Source organism: Azospirillum sp. A29 (genome assembly GCF_042604625.1).
GTDB classification, from domain to species: domain Bacteria; phylum Pseudomonadota; class Alphaproteobacteria; order Azospirillales; family Azospirillaceae; genus Azospirillum; species Azospirillum palustre.
In genome coordinates this window covers 1,980,513-1,996,977 of the sequence record NZ_CP170466.1, presented here as the reverse complement: position 1 = coordinate 1,996,977, position 16,465 = coordinate 1,980,513, and the positions used below count along the sequence as shown (strand labels likewise).

General features: G+C 67.4%; 18 protein-coding genes. 9 read left to right on the top strand and 9 right to left on the bottom strand.

The window, feature by feature from the left end:
- Nucleotides 1–22: 22 nt before the first annotated feature.
- Both ABNQ38_RS24510 and ABNQ38_RS24505 read right to left on the bottom strand, forming a co-directional pair.
- Nucleotides 23–604 (bottom strand): tyrosine phosphatase family protein, encoded by a 582-nt coding sequence (locus tag ABNQ38_RS24510; protein ID WP_377808448.1) that lies wholly within the window; start codon nucleotides 602–604, stop codon nucleotides 23–25.
- A 288-nt stretch (nucleotides 605–892) separates the two neighbouring features.
- Nucleotides 893–1,600 (bottom strand): tRNA-uridine aminocarboxypropyltransferase, encoded by a 708-nt coding sequence (locus ABNQ38_RS24505; RefSeq protein WP_377808446.1) that lies wholly within the window; start codon nucleotides 1,598–1,600, stop codon nucleotides 893–895.
- Nucleotides 1,601–1,960: 360 nt separating this feature from the next.
- Here ABNQ38_RS24505 and ABNQ38_RS24500 point away from each other — a divergent pair, with 360 nt between their 5' ends.
- A complete protein-coding gene (locus tag ABNQ38_RS24500) occupies nucleotides 1,961–2,143 on the top strand; it encodes a hypothetical protein (protein ID WP_109048109.1) in 183 nt (60 codons plus the stop codon).
- Here the strand turns inward: ABNQ38_RS24500 and ABNQ38_RS24495 are convergent.
- Entirely contained in the window at nucleotides 2,137–3,075 is a 939-nt protein-coding gene (locus ABNQ38_RS24495; protein WP_377808444.1) for an ImuA family protein, read from the bottom strand. The genes ABNQ38_RS24500 and ABNQ38_RS24495 overlap by 7 nt on opposite strands.
- Nucleotides 3,076–3,199: 124 nt before the next feature.
- Nucleotides 3,200–3,652 (bottom strand): SH3 domain-containing protein, encoded by a 453-nt coding sequence (locus ABNQ38_RS24490; RefSeq protein ID WP_109048111.1) that lies wholly within the window; start codon nucleotides 3,650–3,652, stop codon nucleotides 3,200–3,202.
- A 274-nt stretch (nucleotides 3,653–3,926) separates the two neighbouring features.
- Here ABNQ38_RS24490 and ABNQ38_RS24485 point away from each other — a divergent pair, with 274 nt between their 5' ends.
- Nucleotides 3,927–4,751 carry an EF-hand domain-containing protein gene (locus tag ABNQ38_RS24485; RefSeq protein WP_377808442.1) on the top strand — a complete coding sequence of 275 codons (825 nt, stop codon included), beginning with the start codon at nucleotides 3,927–3,929 and terminating at the stop codon, nucleotides 4,749–4,751.
- A 104-nt stretch (nucleotides 4,752–4,855) separates the two neighbouring features.
- On the opposite strand, the gene hemN is transcribed toward ABNQ38_RS24485, so the two are convergent.
- The 3 genes from hemN to nhaA form a co-directional block, all read right to left on the bottom strand.
- Nucleotides 4,856–6,283: an oxygen-independent coproporphyrinogen III oxidase gene (gene hemN / locus ABNQ38_RS24480; protein WP_377808440.1), complete on the bottom strand. Its 1,428-nt coding sequence runs from the start codon at nucleotides 6,281–6,283 to the stop codon at nucleotides 4,856–4,858.
- A gap of 84 nt (nucleotides 6,284–6,367) precedes the next feature.
- The gene (locus ABNQ38_RS24475) at nucleotides 6,368–6,808 is read right to left on the bottom strand and encodes a DUF4112 domain-containing protein (RefSeq protein ID WP_377808439.1); all 441 of its coding nucleotides are present in this window, start codon (nucleotides 6,806–6,808) and stop codon (nucleotides 6,368–6,370) included.
- 175 nt (nucleotides 6,809–6,983) lie between these two features.
- The gene (nhaA, locus tag ABNQ38_RS24470) at nucleotides 6,984–8,186 is read right to left on the bottom strand and encodes a Na+/H+ antiporter NhaA (RefSeq protein WP_377808438.1); all 1,203 of its coding nucleotides are present in this window, start codon (nucleotides 8,184–8,186) and stop codon (nucleotides 6,984–6,986) included.
- Nucleotides 8,187–8,532: 346 nt separating this feature from the next.
- Here nhaA and ABNQ38_RS24465 point away from each other — a divergent pair, with 346 nt between their 5' ends.
- Nucleotides 8,533–8,790, top strand: a complete 258-nt coding sequence (locus ABNQ38_RS24465) for a hypothetical protein (RefSeq protein WP_377808437.1) — start codon at nucleotides 8,533–8,535, stop codon at nucleotides 8,788–8,790.
- Nucleotides 8,791–9,029: 239 nt separating this feature from the next.
- The gene (locus ABNQ38_RS24460; protein ID WP_377808436.1) at nucleotides 9,030–9,749 is read left to right on the top strand and encodes a TerC family protein; all 720 of its coding nucleotides are present in this window, start codon (nucleotides 9,030–9,032) and stop codon (nucleotides 9,747–9,749) included.
- Nucleotides 9,750–9,793: 44 nt separating this feature from the next.
- Here ABNQ38_RS24460 and ABNQ38_RS24455 read toward each other — a convergent pair whose 3' ends face one another.
- Both ABNQ38_RS24455 and ABNQ38_RS24450 read right to left on the bottom strand, forming a co-directional pair.
- On the bottom strand, nucleotides 9,794–10,204 hold the full coding sequence (locus ABNQ38_RS24455; RefSeq protein ID WP_377808435.1) for a cyclic nucleotide-binding/CBS domain-containing protein: 411 nt from the start codon (nucleotides 10,202–10,204) through the stop codon (nucleotides 9,794–9,796).
- A gap of 152 nt (nucleotides 10,205–10,356) precedes the next feature.
- Nucleotides 10,357–11,574, bottom strand: a complete 1,218-nt coding sequence (locus tag ABNQ38_RS24450) for a YbfB/YjiJ family MFS transporter (RefSeq protein ID WP_377808434.1) — start codon at nucleotides 11,572–11,574, stop codon at nucleotides 10,357–10,359.
- A 195-nt stretch (nucleotides 11,575–11,769) separates the two neighbouring features.
- Between ABNQ38_RS24450 and ABNQ38_RS24445 the strand changes: the two genes are divergently transcribed.
- The 5 genes from ABNQ38_RS24445 to ABNQ38_RS24425 all read left to right on the top strand — a co-directional run bounded on the left by ABNQ38_RS24445 (nucleotide 11,770) and on the right by ABNQ38_RS24425 (nucleotide 16,434).
- On the top strand, nucleotides 11,770–12,714 hold the full coding sequence (locus ABNQ38_RS24445) for a LysR substrate-binding domain-containing protein (protein ID WP_377808433.1): 945 nt from the start codon (nucleotides 11,770–11,772) through the stop codon (nucleotides 12,712–12,714).
- 140 nt (nucleotides 12,715–12,854) lie between these two features.
- Nucleotides 12,855–13,184: a ferredoxin FdxA gene (fdxA, locus tag ABNQ38_RS24440; RefSeq protein WP_098738899.1), complete on the top strand. Its 330-nt coding sequence runs from the start codon at nucleotides 12,855–12,857 to the stop codon at nucleotides 13,182–13,184.
- A 367-nt stretch (nucleotides 13,185–13,551) separates the two neighbouring features.
- On the top strand, nucleotides 13,552–14,052 hold the full coding sequence (locus ABNQ38_RS24435; RefSeq protein ID WP_014248912.1) for a CarD family transcriptional regulator: 501 nt from the start codon (nucleotides 13,552–13,554) through the stop codon (nucleotides 14,050–14,052).
- A 189-nt stretch (nucleotides 14,053–14,241) separates the two neighbouring features.
- A complete protein-coding gene (locus tag ABNQ38_RS24430) occupies nucleotides 14,242–15,237 on the top strand; it encodes a hypothetical protein (protein WP_377808432.1) in 996 nt (331 codons plus the stop codon).
- Between the two features lie 300 nt (nucleotides 15,238–15,537).
- The gene (locus ABNQ38_RS24425; RefSeq protein ID WP_377808431.1) at nucleotides 15,538–16,434 is read left to right on the top strand and encodes an RNA polymerase factor sigma-32; all 897 of its coding nucleotides are present in this window, start codon (nucleotides 15,538–15,540) and stop codon (nucleotides 16,432–16,434) included.
- Nucleotides 16,435–16,465: the final 31 nt, after the last annotated feature.

Sequence of the window (16,465 nt, the reverse complement as noted above, 5' to 3'; positions counted from 1 at the left end):
CTGAGGGGCGGCATCCGTCCCCTCAGTCGATCAGATCCTCGACCTCGCGGATGCGGCCATTGTCGATCATGAACTGAACCAGTTCCGGACGCTGCTTGCCGAGCGTGCGGTGGCGCTGGCGCACGGCAGCGATCAGGTCGCCGTTGCGGCCGAGAATATCGTCGGCGAACTCGATCATGCGCAGGTTGGGCCAGGTCTGGGCCCGGATGGCGACCACAGCCCCCACCGCATCGGCCGCCGGCAGCTCGGGGCGCGCCTGGGCCAGGATCATGGTCAGCGCTGCGGTGGACCGCGATACGCCGGCATGGCAATGGACCAGCAAATGGCGGCAACCCACCGGTTCGGCCAGCAGGTCGCGGCCAAAGGCCAGGATGCGTTCCACGTCCGACCGTTCCGGCGCGATCTGGCCCTGGGTCGGCTCGATGACGTCGTGGAAACGCAGCTCCAGCCGTTCATGTTCGCCATAGTCGCCGAACTCGCTCGGCTCCGTCATGTCGGGGTCGAGGATCGACAGCACATGGCTGACCTTGCCGCCGCCGAAATTACAAAGCTCGCTGAGACCGCAGACAGTCAGGCCGAAAGGCACGAAATCGCTGGCCATCATTCTCTCGTTCGATTGCGGGGGAAGAAAATCGAAGGGATTTGCGGCCAGCATTTGGCACCGGGCGCCACGGCCCCGTCAACCCGGCCGAAGCGGGGCCAATCAAAGAATGTTGAACAGGTAGAGCAGGAGGATGACGGGGATCGGAATGCCGACCAGCCACAGCAGGATGCCTCGCACGTACCCTCTCCTTCTTCCGTTGATGACGGGCGATGCGGCCGGACGCCGCCGGCCCTCTCACCCATCATCAACGGCGCAGCCGCCGGTTGGTTGCAGCCGCGCGAACGAGCGTCAGGCCTCCTCATCCCCCTCGTCGTCGGAAACAGCCGCCGGAGCATCGGCGTCGGTCGGCAGCGCCGGACGCGGACGGCGGGTCCGCAGCTTCTTCAGCAGCAGTGAGAAGGGCTTCAGCGCAGTGTCCATGATGGTCTGGTCCCCCTCCAGCCGCGACAGCAGGAAGGCGCCGGCTTCGAGGGTGGAGACGCTGTCGCGCCGCGGCTCCTTGCGCGCCTGCCCATAGAGCGAGCGGAACTGCGGGTTCAGCACGATGCGGTGGCATTTCAGCAGCCAGGCATTGCGCCACCACAGGGTCTTGGCCTGGCTCCAGGTGCCGTCCAGGACGATGACGCCTTGCAGCTCCTCAAGGATCTCCGCACTGTCGCGCAGCGGCTGGCCATTTCTGTCGACCACCCCCACCTCCGGTCGAGGAGCGCCGCCATCCTTCACCGGACCGAGATACAGCACGCCCCAGCGCTTGGGATCGACCTCCCGCCCCAGGATGCGCTTCAGGCCCGGCCAGCTCAACCCGACCTTCACCATCGAATTGGTGAATTGCAGATGGGCGATCTGGGCGGTGCCCAGATTTTCCCGCTTCTCCTGCGGATGCTGCAGGATCAGCAGGAAGACGCCGTTGTCGATCGGCTGCACTGCCTCACAAATGCACAGGTGATTAGGCTTTAGGCAGGTCGGGCAGGATTCGGGGGCGGTGGCGCTGTGCATGGGAGGTACGCATTCCTTGAAGGGGATTGGCCGCGAATATGGGTTGGAACGACGCGGAAGGGAACACATCTCACACCGAGGCCGGCGATGCTCACCGAAGAGCGATGGCCGCCACGGCGCGTACGACAGATCCCCTATCAAGACTCCCTCGTGTCATACCTGTTCATGTGGGTTCAAGTGGCTTCGTATAAACCGTTTGTAGAGACTTAGTCGTGTGTCATGGAACTCGTGTGACGCGCTTAACAGCTGGCCTGGAACTTGCGTAGTTATTATCCAGGCAAACAGGACGACGGGTGGGCCAGGATCGGCCTTAGTCAGGCTGATCCACGGTGCCATCCGGCGCTCAGAAGGAGACCTGCCATGCTGCCCGCCCACCTTGCCGACCGCCTGCTGAAGCAGCGCCGCGATGCCGACAGCGCGGAATTCGCCCGCCAGCTGCCGCTCTACGCCCCGATGGACGCGGATGACCCACGCTGGATGACCGAGCCGGACGGGTCGGAGCAGCCCGGCCGCCGCGAGCCAGACTGGGCGACCGACTACTGACCAGCAGTCAGCCTGGAGACGGCCGGTTTGCGGTGATCCGACAAACGACCCTGTCGGTTGTCGGACATCGGCCGCCCGGCCGGCCATAGCTCCGACTCGAGTGCTGCGGTCTGCCGAAGGCCGCTTCGATCCTCTTTCCCCACATCGTGCCAGCCCTGCCCGTCCCAGGCGAGGGTCCAACAGCCTGGGCGCCCGCCACGGCAGCGCTCCAGCATGACCGACCAGCGCGGCATTCCCAGCCCCGGCGGGCCTCCAGCCGGGCGTGGTGCCGCATCCCCCTCCTCATCCAGACTGGGGACGGCATCCAGCCGCCAGCGGGTCACCGCGGCGCTGAGCCCTTCCGCTCGCTCGCCTGCCATCGGCTGGTCCGCCATCCGCCGGTTGCGCCCGCCCGATACGCCAGCGCTCGCGTCCATCAGGAATCCGGTCACCCCCGACGACTCGGCGGCAAGCTGCAGCCGCCGGCTGGTGGTCAAGTCCAGCCCTTCCAACTCGCCCAGCACCGCCGACAGGGTGGAGCAGCGCAGCGCCTCCTCCATCGCCCACAGCGCATCGACTGGCCGCACCGCTCGCACCGCGACCAGCCGGTCGGGCGTCAGCCCATAGGCCGCCAGTCCCGGGGCATACAGGTCGCGCCCGCGCAGGATCCACAGCACCGGCCTTTTCGGGGTCGCCAGCCGGGCCAGCAGCGCCACGGCGAATCCGGTGCCCGTCCCCGGGTCGTCCGCCGCCACCGCATGCAGGCAGCCCAGCGGCAGCCCACCGTCGGGCAGATGGCCGTCGACCGAATCGATGCCGAACGCCAGGGTCCGCCCCCCTTCCCCGCCCGCTCCCTCGATCCGCCGGATGCGTGCGCGCAGCTCGGCCAGCAATCCGGCACGGTCGCGCGGCGCCGCATCCGTAGATCGGGAGGGGGTCAATGGGACAGGCATGACTCGGCTCCGCTCGACAGGTATATGTTCCTGATATGTTCTATCATGAACTCGTGTCGAGGGGGAGTCTGCGACTCCTGTCTTGTTTTCGGGCCGCCTGTCCTGCAGTCAGCCGTCGCTGGGATCAGTTGGCGATTGGCGCCGCGCCAATCTTGCCGCGCGGGGCAGCCTTGATGGTCGGGCCGGCATTGTCGACGGGCTTCGCCAGGGTGGTGGAGGTGCCGCGGGTGCCGCGCGGCGTGTTGCCCTTCAGGCTCAGCAGATGCAGCCGGACATAGGCGGTAGACCCGCCAACCTTCACCGCCACCCAGTCGCTGTTGCGCACCCGGCCCAGCGTGGTGACCGCCTGACCCGACCCAAGCGTGGCGATGACGCCCGAGCCGCCCGCCGGCTGGGCATAGGCCGGCGTCGGCTTGTCCACCTGCCACTCCCCGTAGATCGGCTCAAGCCCGGTTCCGGTATCGGGCGCAGTCCGCACGGTCGGCGGATTGGGGGTCCGCTGGTACGGCATGCAGCCGGGAACCATCAGCGTGGCCAAGGCCACCATCAAGGGAAGGGTACGCAGACGCCGGATCATCGCTCACCTTGAGATGGAACGGTGCTTTGCAGGAACGGGACGAACGGAGAGGGTAAACGGGTGGGTTGTGGACCTTCGGCGCGACCATACAGGAGGCAGCCCCCTCTTCGCCACCGCAGCGCAGCCGGATTCGCTATGCGCTTTTTGAGGCGCACCTCCCGGCCTTGAAGAATTATCTCAAATCCGATCTTTTCCGACGCCGTTCCGCGCAGGAGTGCCAGGCCGCCCTGCGTATCTTGACCATCACGACGGCACCTTACGGGGGCATCCGGCCATGATCTCCTCCCTCGGCAGTTCCAACAGCGCGGCGACGCTTCAAAAATTCTTCTCCAAGGCGGACGCCGACAGCGACTCGTCGCTGTCCAAGGACGAGTTGCTGGGCGCGCTCGGCGGCACCTCGGCCGCTTTCGACAGCGGAAAACTGTCGTCCGCCGTCGACGGCCTGATCGGCAGCCTGGACAGCGACAGCAACGGCTCGCTCAGCACGACCGAGTTCAGTTCCTTCGCCAGCCAGTTCGACTATGGCAGCGGAAGCACCCTGCTGGCGGCGCAGGAGCAGGCGAGCGCGATGCAGCAGCAGTTCGCCCAGAACCTCTATTCCAGCCTGGACAGCGACAGCAGCGGCGGCATCAGCACCGACGAGTTGACGTCCGTTTTGACCTCCGCCGGCCAGTCGAGCACCGATGCCGCGTCGCTGTTCAGCAGCCTCGACAGCGACGAGGACGGGTCGATTTCCCAGGACGAGTTGAGCAGCGCGCTGAAGCAGGCCGCCGCCAACCGCCCGCCGCCCCCGCCGCCGCCCGCCAATGACACAGGCACTTCCGGCGCTTCGGACAGCGGCAGCACGTCCTCGACCGTGTCCTCCAGTTCTGCATCCTCCAGTTCCGCGGCTTCAAGCTCGGCGTCTTCAAGCTCGGCAGCCGGCGGCACGACCGGCTACGACCCGCTGGACACCAACAAGGACGGCTATGTGTCGGAACAGGAACGGATGGCCGCCTATGGCGGCATGCAGCAGCAGACGGGCGGCGTCACGTCCAACCGCCTCAGCGGCGACATGCTGCGGACATTGATGCAGGGCATCAACGAGGTTGCCGCGTAGCCTTGTGGGTTCGGATGCGCGGCACGGGGAAAGGCGGTCGGCGGGTGGCGCCGGCCGCCTTTTCTTTTGCCCGACTTTCTCCGCCCGACTTTCTCCGAATGCCGTCAAACCGCCCGGCTGTGCCGTCCGGCGCCCTTGGACAGGTGGGTGTCGAAGCGGGCCGCGACGATGCGCATCAACGGACGGGCGCTCTCCGGCACATGGATGCGCCGGCCGTCCACCACCGCGACGCCGTCGGCGACCAGATCGGCCATGCCCTCCAGTTCCGCGTCGAAGGCGGACTCGGGCAAGCCGTGGGCACGGGCGATGGCGGCGGTGTCGACCGACAGGTCGCACATCAGCCGCATGATCAGGTCGCGCCGCACCTTGTCGTCCTGGGTCAGCGCGATGCCCTTGCCGGTGGGCAGGCGGCCCTCCACGATGGCGGTGGCGTAATGGTCGAAGGGCACCGCGTTTTGAACGTAGCCCTGCGGCAGCGCGCCGATGGAGGAGGAGCCGAAGCCCAGCAGAGTCTCGGCATCGTCGGTGGTGTAGCCCTGGAAGTTGCGGCCCAGCCGCCCTTCCTCCTGCTGCACCGCCAGTTCGTCGCCGGGACGGGCGAAATGGTCGAGACCGATGGCGCTGTAGCCGGCGGCCGACAGCGTGTCGGCGATGGCGGCGAACTGCTCCCAGCGGCCGAGCGAACCGGCCAGAACCGACTCGTCGATCTTCTTCTGGTGGGTCTTCATCCACGGCACATGGGCGTAGCCGAAGACCGACAGCCGGTCGGGCGCCATCTCCAGCGCGATCTCGGCGGAGCGGGCGACGCTCTCCACCGACTGGTGCGGCAGGCCGTACATCAGGTCCAGGTTGACGCTGGCGATGCCGGCATCCTTCAGCCAGGCCAGCGCCTGCTCGGTGACGGCGCGCGGCTGGACGCGGTTGATCGCCTGCTGCACCGTCTCGTCGAAATCCTGCACGCCCAGCGAGGCGCGGTTGACCCCGGCGCGGCCCAGTGCCGCCGCCATCTCCGACGTCAGGGTGCGGGGATCGATCTCTACCGCCAGTTCGGCATCGTCGGCGACGTCGAAGCGCTTGAGCAGCAGCGCGATCATCGCCTCGAAATCGTCGGGCGCCATCATGGTCGGGGTGCCGCCGCCGAAATGGATGTGGCGCACCGCCAGACGGCCGGGAATGCGGTCGGCCACCATGGCGATCTCGCGCCGCATATGGTCGAGATACTCCGCGATCGGCTCGTAGCGGGCGACGATCTTGGTGTGGCACCCGCAGTACCAGCACATCTTCTGGCAGAAGGGGACATGCAGGTAGAGCGATCCCGAGCGGGACGGCTCGATCGCCTCCAGCCAGCCACCATAGACGTCGCCGTTCACCTGTGGCGTGAAGTGCGGCGCGGTCGGGTAGCTGGTGTAACGCGGCACCCGCAGCCCGTCATACTTGGCGAGCAGTGCGGCGTCGACACCGTGGGCGACACCATGGGAATGGGACGGGTTGGCGGGGGCCGGCGAAACGGCCAGGGCGGTGATGGCGTTCATGAGCGACAGAGTGCCGCAGCCACCCCACCCCTGCCTTGATCCACGTCAAGATCGGAAAGAGCCCCCTTTTTGGCGGCTGCCGCTTCAGCGCTTCGCGGCGGCAGCGGCCAGACGCCGTTCCAGATGCTCGTGCAGCAGGTTCATGTTCATCCGGTTGGCCTTGAAGGCGATGTCGAACACGGTGCCCAGCACCGGGACCGACCCGCCCGCCCAGTCCAGCAGCACGTTGAAGACCATGCGGGCCACCAGCGTCTTCGGCAGGTCGAAGCGGGCGGCCTCCATGATGATGTAGGCGGAAACGACCGCCGTCACCGTGTCGCCGGCAACCGGCACCACGCTGGCGATGCCGTCCAGCCCGATGGGGATGCGGGTGAAGGGAATGCGCCAGCGGGTGTCCATCAGCCGGGTCAGGCGGCGAAGCCGCTCCAGCCGCTGGAAATCGATGGGAACCGAGCCGCCCGCCCCGCCCGGCGGCGGCGGCGCTTCGGCAACGGCGTGCCGGCGTGTGCGGATGGCGTCGATCATCGCATGTCCCCCCCATCTGGCGGTCCCGCGCCCGCAGCGCGACTCCCCGCAAGGAAAGAACCCGCCAATCCCCCCAGCGGTTCCACCCTCCGGGCACAAAGTTCGCGTACCCAAAGGACACCATGCCGGCCTGCCGCCTGCGGCGATCCCATAGGCGATGCCGGTCCGGCGGATCTCAGCTTACCCGGGCCACTTCCCGCGCCCGTGCACTGCCGGCGGCATGGAGCAGCGCATAGCCGGCCAGCGCCGAGGCGAGCGAGCCGGTCAGCACGCCCAGCCGCACCGCCACCGCATGATGTGGATCGGCGAAAGCCAGCGTCCCGATGAACAGGCTCATGGTGAAGCCGATGCCGGTCAGCACGGCGACGCCGTAGATCTGGCCCCAGCTGGCACGGGCCGGCCGTTCGACCACGCCGGTCCGCACGGCGATCCACACCGCCAGGAAGACGCCCGCCTGCTTGCCCAGGAACAGGCCGAGCGCGATGCCCAGCGGCACCGGCTCCAGCAGGCTGGCAGGGGTGATGTCATCAAGCGGCACGCCGGCATTGGCGAGCGCGAAAACCGGCATGATCAGGAAGGCCACCCAAGGGTGCAGCGCATGCTCCAGGCGATAAAGCGGCGCGTCCGGCGCCCGCTTGCCGGCACGGTCCTTGACCCGCAGGGGAATGGCGAAGGCCAGCACCACGCCGGCAAGCGTTGCGTGGATGCCCGATTTCAGCACGCACACCCACAGGACCAGTCCCAGCACCAGATAGGGCGTCAGCGACCGCACCCCCGCCCGGTTCAGCAGCCACAGACCGACCGCCGATGCCGCCGCCAGACCCAGCGCCAGCGGCACCAGCCCGTGGCTGTAGAAGATGGCGATGATTACGATGGCGCCCAGGTCGTCCATGATCGCCAGCGCCAGCAGGAAGACGCGCAGGCTGCTGGGGACCCGGTTGCCCAGCAGGGCCAGCACGCCGAGCGCGAAGGCAATGTCGGTGGCGGCCGGGATCGCCCAGCCCTGCAGGGCGCCCGGTTCGGCCTGGGCGAACAGGCAATAGACCAGCGCCGGCACCGCCATGCCGCCCAGCGCCGCGATGCCGGGCAGCATCGCCTTGGCCGGGCTGGACAGCTCTCCCTCCAGCACCTCGCGCTTGATCTCCAGCCCGACCAGCAGGAAGAAGATCGCCATCAGTCCGTCGTTGATCCACAGGATCAGCGGCTTATCCAATCCGACGCCGCCGGCCGTCACCGCCACCTTGATCGCCAGGATCGCATCGTACAGCGGGGCTGCCGGCGAGTTCGCCCAGAGCAGGGCAAGCACCGCCGCAATCATCAGGACCACGCCGCTGGCGCTTTCGGTTTTCAGGAAGGTGGCGAGGCGTCTCAGCGTCATCGCGTCTCGTCTTTCCGCACAGTTGACCGAAAGGAATAAATGGCACTGCCCGGCTTCCGTTGGAAGGCGCGACTGTCGAAAAATCCCTGCCTGGATGAGCGGCAGAGCATCGCGGCGAATTGACGCGCCTGTGCATCTAAGCTGCTGCTGCCGCTCTAAATTCCGACGTCGAATACTTGAGGTGAGCCGGGCTTATGTCTTTTGATCGCTGGCGATGCCTGAGGCCAGCCGACACAATTCACCCAACAGCATCAGAAGAGCCTTGCGGCCGGTCATCCGTTGGACGATCAGCCGCAAGGCTCTGGACAAGGCCGGCAAACGGCCGCCCGTTCCGGAGGAAACGACCATGACCACACTTTACTGCGCCTGCTGCGGCAGGCCCTTCGTCCGCGCGTCCGCCCGCGGTCCGGCGCCCTTCTACTGCTCCCAGGATTGCCGGCTTCAGATGGCGATCCGCCGGCGCGCCTGGAGCGAGCGGACCGACAGCATCACGGCCACCCGACGGACCGTCGAGCGGCAGGAGGTGGAGCACGCCGACCCCGCCCCTTTCGGCCGTATCCCCGGCACGGCGGCAGGACAGCGGACCGCAGCCTTCTGGAGATGAAACGCACGGTCTCGGGATCGGCGGCAAAAGGGCGGTAAGACACCCGCAAAACACCGGCAAGCCAGGGGAGCAGACAGGCGGGAAAATGGAACTGGCCCCCTTGCAGCGGGCCGAAGCCGACCTCATGTGGTCGCGGTCACGCTGGCGCCCCGCGGTGCCGGCGTGAAACCTGCCGGTTGCACCCATCTGGCCACCGCCACCTGACTGCCGCCATCTGACCGCCGGAGCCCCGCCCCTACATGCTCGAACTCCTCTCCGACCCGAATGTCTGGGCCAGCCTTCTGACGTTGACCGCGTTGGAGATCGTGCTGGGCATCGACAACATCATCTTTATCTCGATTATGGCGTCGAAGCTGCCGCCCGAACGGCAGCACAGCGCGCGGCGCGTCGGCCTGGCGCTGGCGCTGCTGACCCGCCTGGCGCTGCTGGCCTCCATCGCCTGGGTGGCGCAGCTGACCCAGCCGCTGTTCACCGTCGCCGGCTGGGATGTGTCCGGCCGCGACCTGATCCTGATCCTCGGCGGCCTGTTCCTGCTGGCCAAGGGCACGCTGGAGATCCATCACACCGTCGAAGGCCATGAGGAGGGCGGATCGGCGCCCAAGCACGCCACCTTCACCTCGGTGGTCATCCAGATCATGTTCCTGGACATCGTCTTCTCACTCGACAGCGTCATCACCGCGGTCGGCATGTCCGACCATCTGCCGGTGATGGTCGCCGCCGTCGTCATCGCCATGGCGGTGATGCTGTTCGCCTCCGGCCCGGTCGGCGATTTCGTCAACCGTCACGTCACGGTGAAGATGCTGGCGCTGTCCTTCCTGCTGCTGGTCGGCGTGGCGCTGGTGGCGGACGGCTTCGGCTTCCACATCCCCAAGGGCTACCTGTACTTCGCCATCGCCTTCTCCACCCTGGTGGAGGCGCTGAACCTGCTGGCCCGGCGCAAGCGCAGCGCGGCGCACTGACGGCGAAAAAAGGGGGGCGCCGGCCGCGACGCCCCCTTCTACCGTCACGCCTCGGCGCGTTCGGCCATCAGGTGCTCGTAGGCGACCTTGAACAGGTCGCGGATCGACACGATGCCGACCGCGCGCTTGCCCTGGGTGATGGGCAGGTGGCGGTAATGCTTGTCATGCATCAGCTTCAGCGCGACGACCGCGTCGGCGTCGGGCGGCAGGCTGTCGGGGTTGCGGGTCATCACCGCACCGACCTCCACCGACGACGGGTCGAGATCCTTGGACAGCACCTTGTTGTTCAGGTCGCGCTCGGTGACGATGCCGATCAGGGCACCGTGGTCCACCACCAGCACCGCGCCGATGTTCCTGTCGGCCATCATCTTCGACACCGTGGCGACGGAGGTATCCTCCGGCACCAGGATCAGTTCCTGCGACTTCACGACATCTGGAACCAGCTTGCGTTTCATCGACTCCCCCGGGATCTGGTTGTTGTGGACCAGACTGTAGCCAAAGCAAACGATCGGGGAGAACAACGGCATCGCAGCAAATCCGGCGCTGATTGTCGCAGGCAGACCTTTCGAATACTTACGAAGCTTTTCCCCTCATGACGCGTTTCCCCTTATGACGCTTTGGGCGAGGCGAATGCCGACCCCGCCGACGACTGCCGCCCGGCGATCACCATGCCCAGCGCCAGCAGCAGCGCGCCCAGCACCACCACGGCAGCAGCCCCCAGCAGCACGGCATTGAAGCTGCCGGTGCGGGTCACCACCAGCCCGGCCGGCAGTGGCCCGATGATCTGCCCCAGCCCATAGGCGGCGGTCAGCGCCCCCACCACCCGGGCCGAGGCGCCGGCCGACAGCTGCCGTCCCAGCGCGAAAGCCTGGGAGACGATGCCGACGAAGGTGCTGCCGAACAACAGCGCGGAAATGACGGCCACCGTCGGCGATCCCGTCATCGGCAGCAGGATGGCGACGGCCTGGGTCAGGTGCGCCAGGATCAGCGACCACCAGCTGTTCGACCGGCGGGCGACCGCGGCCCAGAACACCCCGGCGCCCATCGCCCCCAGCCCGGCCACCATCCAGGCAGCCTCGCCCACCGCGGCGGTGCCGGGATCGGTCTTCAGGATCGACACCAGGAAGGTGGCCGACACGATGTAGCCGCCGCCTTCCAGGAAATAGGCGAGCGTCAGCAGCAGGAGCGGCGCCGACAATCCTCCCCGCCGTGCCGTACCGGCATCTCCCGCCGTCCCGGCCGTGGCGGTATGCGGCTGCGGCGGCGGGTCGCGCACCCAAAGGCCGGGCATCAGCCCAAGCACCGCGCAGATCGCCCCCAGGGCCAGCCAGTCGCCGGCCCAGCCCAGCCGCTCGCCGAACAGCGCGACGAACAGCCCGGACGATGCAATGCCCAGCCCCACCCCGGTGTAGAGCCAGCCGGCGAAGCGTTCGCCGCCCTGCCGCGTCAGCGTGTCCAGCACCATGGCGATGCCCAGGATGAAAATGCCGGCGCTCGACACTCCCGACAGGAAGCGCAGGACCAGCCAGACCGGCATCGCCTGCCCGGCATCGCCCAGCTCCAGTCCCATCGCCGCGGTGGTGGCGACGCTGACCAGCAGCGACAGCCGGTACATCGCCGTCCGCGTGGCGCCGTGCGGCACCAGCCCGGCGCCCAGCGCGCCGACGAAATAGCCCAGATAGTTCAGAGAGGCGAGCAGCCCCGCCCCGTCGGCCCGCAGCCCGGTGGCCTCCTGCATCGCCGGCAGGATCGGGGTGAAGGCGAACCGCGCGACACCCATTGCGATGGCAAGCCCGATCAGGCCGCCAACCAGCACCCGCACCATGATCCACGCCCTCTCGTTTTTTAGGCCGGCTCCTTTGACCGGGAACTGTTCGACAGAACGAACCGTCCGGCGGGCCGATTGATTTAGCTTCCATCATGACCGCGGCCCCGCCCTCATTTCCAATGAATTGTTCTGATGATAAGCTCCACTTTCAGTGATGGGTGCCATGCACAGGAAGTGGAAGGAGGCCTCGCGATGGATCTGGCCGGTTTGCGGGTGGTGAAGGCGGTCGCCGACACCGGAAGCGTCAGCCGGGCGGCGGAGGCGCTGAACTGCGTGCAGTCCAACGTCACCGCGCGGATCAAGCGGCTTGAGGAGGATTTGGGCGTCGACCTGTTTCTCCGCCTCAGCCGCGGGATGGAGCCGACGCCGGCAGGGCGGGTGCTCAGCGGCTATGCCGACCGGGTTCTGCGGCTGGTCGCCCAGGCCCGCGACGCGGTGGCGGAAGCGGCCGGGCGCGGCGGCCGGCTGGCGGTGGGCAGCATGGAATCGACCGCCGCGGTGCGGCTGCCGCCGGTCCTGGCCCGTTTCCACCGCGACCATCCCGACGTGGAGCTGACCATCACCCCCGGCCCGACCGAGACTCTGCTGGCGGACGTGCTGGCCGGACGGCTGGACGGCGCCTTCGTCGGCGGCGAGGTGGCCCACCCCGACCTGATCGCCCGGCGCATCTTCGACGAGGAGCTGGTGCTGGCAGAACCAGCCGCCGGGCTGACCACCGAGTCCGCGCGCCGCACCCTGATCGCCTTCGGCCGGGCCTGCGCCTATCGCGGCCGGGCGGAGATGGCGATGCGCGAGGCCGGGCGCGTGCCCTTCCGGGTCATGGAGTTCGGGGCGCTGGACGCCATCCTGGGCTGCGTCGGCGCCGGCATGGGGGTGACGGTCATCCCGCGCGCCGTCGTCGAGCGCAATCCCTGGCGCGACCTCCTGGCGGCCCGACCTCTGCCCGACGCGCTGGCCCGCATGCCGACCCAGTTCGTGCGGCGGGCCGACGCCATCGAAACCGCCAGCCTGCGCGCCTTCATGGAGGCGTTCTCACAAGTCCCCGGCCCGGCCATCGCTGCGAATGGCGCACTGCAGGGTGCGACAGCGTCGCCCACATCACGCGCAGGGTTGAACGGCTCGTCTGCGGCGTGCTAGGCAGGCGCGGGTTGGCCATCCGGCCCTGTGCCATGCGCGTGCCCTATTCCTGGGAAATGGTCCCGATCGGCCCCGACGGGCGATAGCGGGACCACGGACGCGCGGCTGGCACCGCGGGCCGGAACAGCGGAGAAGAGATCATGCCCTACGTCGTCACCGACGGCTGCATCAAGTGCAAGTACACCGACTGCGTCGAAGTCTGCCCCGTGGATTGCTTCTACGAGGGTGAGAACATGCTGGTCATCCACCCGGACGAGTGCATCGACTGCGGCGTGTGCGAGCCGGAATGCCCGGCCGAGGCGATCGTCCCCGACACCGACGACCGCGCGACCAAGTGGCTGGAGATGAACCGCGACTATTCCGGCCAGTGGCCGAACATCACCCGCAAGAAGGACGCGCCGGCCGACGCCGACGAGTTCAAGGGTGTGGACGGTAAGTTCGAGAAGTATTTCTCCCCCAAGGCGGGCTGAGACCGAGTGACGATGCGGCCCGGCCCCCGATCCGAGTAGGATTTTTCGAGTCGGGCCGCATCAACCGATTGCACCCGTCGATGTTGCTATGCAAAATCGACGGGGCGGCCATGGCCGGGCGATGGACAATTTCCGCCCGGTTGATTGCGCGTTCCCTTTGTAACTCGGGCGTAACATCGCTATAATGCGCGCCCGGAGCCGGCCTCCGCGCCATTGCCGGTTTTCCCATCGTTCCAGGACCTGTGGCTTTTGTGATCGTCGTGGATGGGTCCCATCCCCACGGCGCCATAATCGTCCGGGGTCCTTTTTCGTCCCTTCCACCGGGGCGGCAAAATGGCGTGATCGCGAGAAGTGAGAGCCAATCCACATGTCGAACAAGCTTGACTTCGAAGCCGGTGACTTCGTCGTTTATCCGGCTCATGGCGTCGGTCGGGTCGAAGGGATCGAGACCCACAGCATTGCCGGACTCGAGGTTCAACTCTACGCGATCACGTTCGAGAAAGAGCGCATGACGCTCAAGGTTCCGGTTACCAAGGCCCGCAACGCCGGCCTGCGCCGCCTGTCCTCCAAGGACCGGATCAAGGTCGCGCTGGAAACTCTGCAGGGCCGTTCGCGCGTCCGCCGCACCATGTGGAGCCGCCGCGCCCAGGAGTATGAAGCCAAGATCAACTCCGGCGATCCGGTGTCCATCGCCGAGGTGGTGCGCGACCTGTACCGCGGTGCCGACCAGTCCGACCAGTCCTACAGCGAGCGCCAGATCTATCAGGCCGCCCTGGAGCGTCTGGCCCGCGAGTTGGCCGCCGTCGAGAAAATCGACGAGACCAAGGCGACGGAGCGTCTGGAATCGGTGCTGTCCAAGGCTGCCTGATTTCAGGTCCCGGTTTCCGGGCACCTCATATACGTCCGTGACACGAACGGGCGCGCGGCTGCTACGTCACGCCGCGCGCCCGTCTCGTTTTTCGCCTTTGTTTCCACGGCATGACACGCCTAAACTCCGGCCGCCTTCCGGCGGACAGCGTCGGAACGACTTCGCGAACGACGCCGAAGGGAATCGAGTTTGGGTCTGCCGCCGCGCCTTGGTCTTCCCAACCGCCGGGCCAACCGACCTGCCGGCCCCAGCGCCGGCGCCCTTGTCGGTGCCCTTGAGGACGACAGCCGTTTCGCGTCGCTCGGCCGGCCGCGCCGGGTGTGGGCCATCGGCGCCATCCACGCACAGCCGGACCGGCTGGACCTGATCCATCAGGCCATCGGCCAGCGCTTCCGCCCCGGCGACCGGCTGGTCTATCTCGGCAACATGATCGGCTTCGGCGAGCAGGTGGTGGAAACCATCGACCGGCTGCTTGCCTTCCGCATCGCCCTGCTGGCGATGCCGGGCATGATCGCCTCCGACATCGTCTACCTGCGCGGCCAGCAGGAGGAGATGTGGCAGAAGTTGCTGCAACTCCATTTCGCTCCAGACCCGCGCACCGTGCTGGACTGGATGCTGCGCCAGGGCGTTGCACCGACCCTGGCGGCCTATGGCGGTCATCTCGATGCCGGCAAGGCGGCGGCACGCGGCGGGGCGGTGATGCTGGGCCGCTGGACGCGCGAACTCCGGCAGGCGGTGGCCGCGAGGCCCGGTCATGAGCAGCTGTTCAACGCGCTGCGCCGCGCCGCCTACACTGGCGGACCGGCCTCGCAGGGCGGGGCCGCGGATGACGGCTCCTCCGACGGCCTTCCGGAGGACGCTGGAGACGGCGAGGGCTGGACCGGCAGCAGCCGCGGCGGCGGAAGCCTGCTGCTGGTCAATTCCGGCATCGATCCCCGCCGCCCCCTGACCGGCCAGGGCGACGCCTTCTGGTGGGGCAGTGCCGGTTTCGCCCGGCTGGAGCAGCCCTATGGCGGCTTTAGCCGTCTGGTGCGCGGCTACGACCCCAACTGGATGCCGGAAAGCCCCGGCGTCGGTGTCGGACCGGCGACGGTGACGCTCGACGGCGGCTGCGGCCGCGGTGGTTACCTCGTCTGCGCCTGCTTCGATTCTTTCGGCGAGATGCTGGACCTTTTCCAGGCCTGACCCAACCTCAGCTTCTGTCGGATTGCTCCGCCCGACTGTAACTTCGCGCAATACCAGTGAAGAGTTTCCGCTCTCCGCCCCTCGCCGGCCACCCATGAACGGGTCGCCGGAAAAATTCCTTTGTCTCTCCGGTGATCCGCTCCCCCTACACCAGCGTATGATTCCGCAACAGGGCGCGCTCATGCTTGTTGTCTTAACCCGACGGCATCGACCGGGGGCAGGCGGCAAAGCGGCGAAGACCCGATAGTACGGGGATATGCGAAGGAACACGATGCCGCCCAGACGGGAAGGAAGGGACGGATGGCATACATCGACGATCCGGAGACTCAGCGTGCAAATCTGAGCTTCATCAAGGCATCCATGCGCGAGCCGTTGCTGTCGCGCGACCATGAATTCGACCTCGCCCGAAAATGGCGCGAGGGCAACGATGAGCGCGCCCTGCATCAGCTGGTCCGGGCATACACCCGTCTGGTGGTGGCCACCGCATCGCGTTTCCGTAATTACGGCCTGCCGATGGGCGATCTCGTCCAAGAGGGCAATGTCGGCCTGATGCAGGCGGCCAGCCGCTTCGAACCCGACCGCGAGGTGCGTTTCTCCACCTACGCCGCCTGGTGGATCCGCTCGGCCATGCAGGACTACATCCTGCGCAACTGGTCGATCGTGCGAACCGGCACCACCGCCGCGCAGAAATCCCTGTTCTTCAACCTGCGCCGGCTGCGCGCCAAGATCGATAGCGCCACCCAGAACGGCAGCGGTGCGCCCCTGACCAGGGAAGGCCGCGAGTGGATCGCCGGCGAACTGAAGGTTGAGGTGTCCGAGGTCGAGGCGATGGAGATGCGCCTGTCCGGTTCCGACCAGTCGCTGAACACGCCGGTGGCCGACGGCTCCGACGACGACTGGCAGGATTTCCTGGCCGACCAGCGCCCCTCGCCCGAGGACGTGGTGATCGGCATGCGCGACGCCAGCACGCGGTCGCAATGGCTGGCGGACGCGTTGGGTGAACTGAGCCCGCGCGAACGCACAATCATCCGCGAACGCCGCCTGCGCGAGGAAGGTGCCACGCTGGAGGAACTCGGCCGCGAGCTGGGCGTCAGCAAGGAGCGCGTGCGCCAGCTGGAGCACCGGGCGCTGCTGAAACTGCGGCAGTCGATGCTGAAGCGGGTCGAGGATTCCGACGACCTGCTGGCGGAGGCGTGAGAAAGAGCCCTCCCCCCTGAAGGGAGAGGGC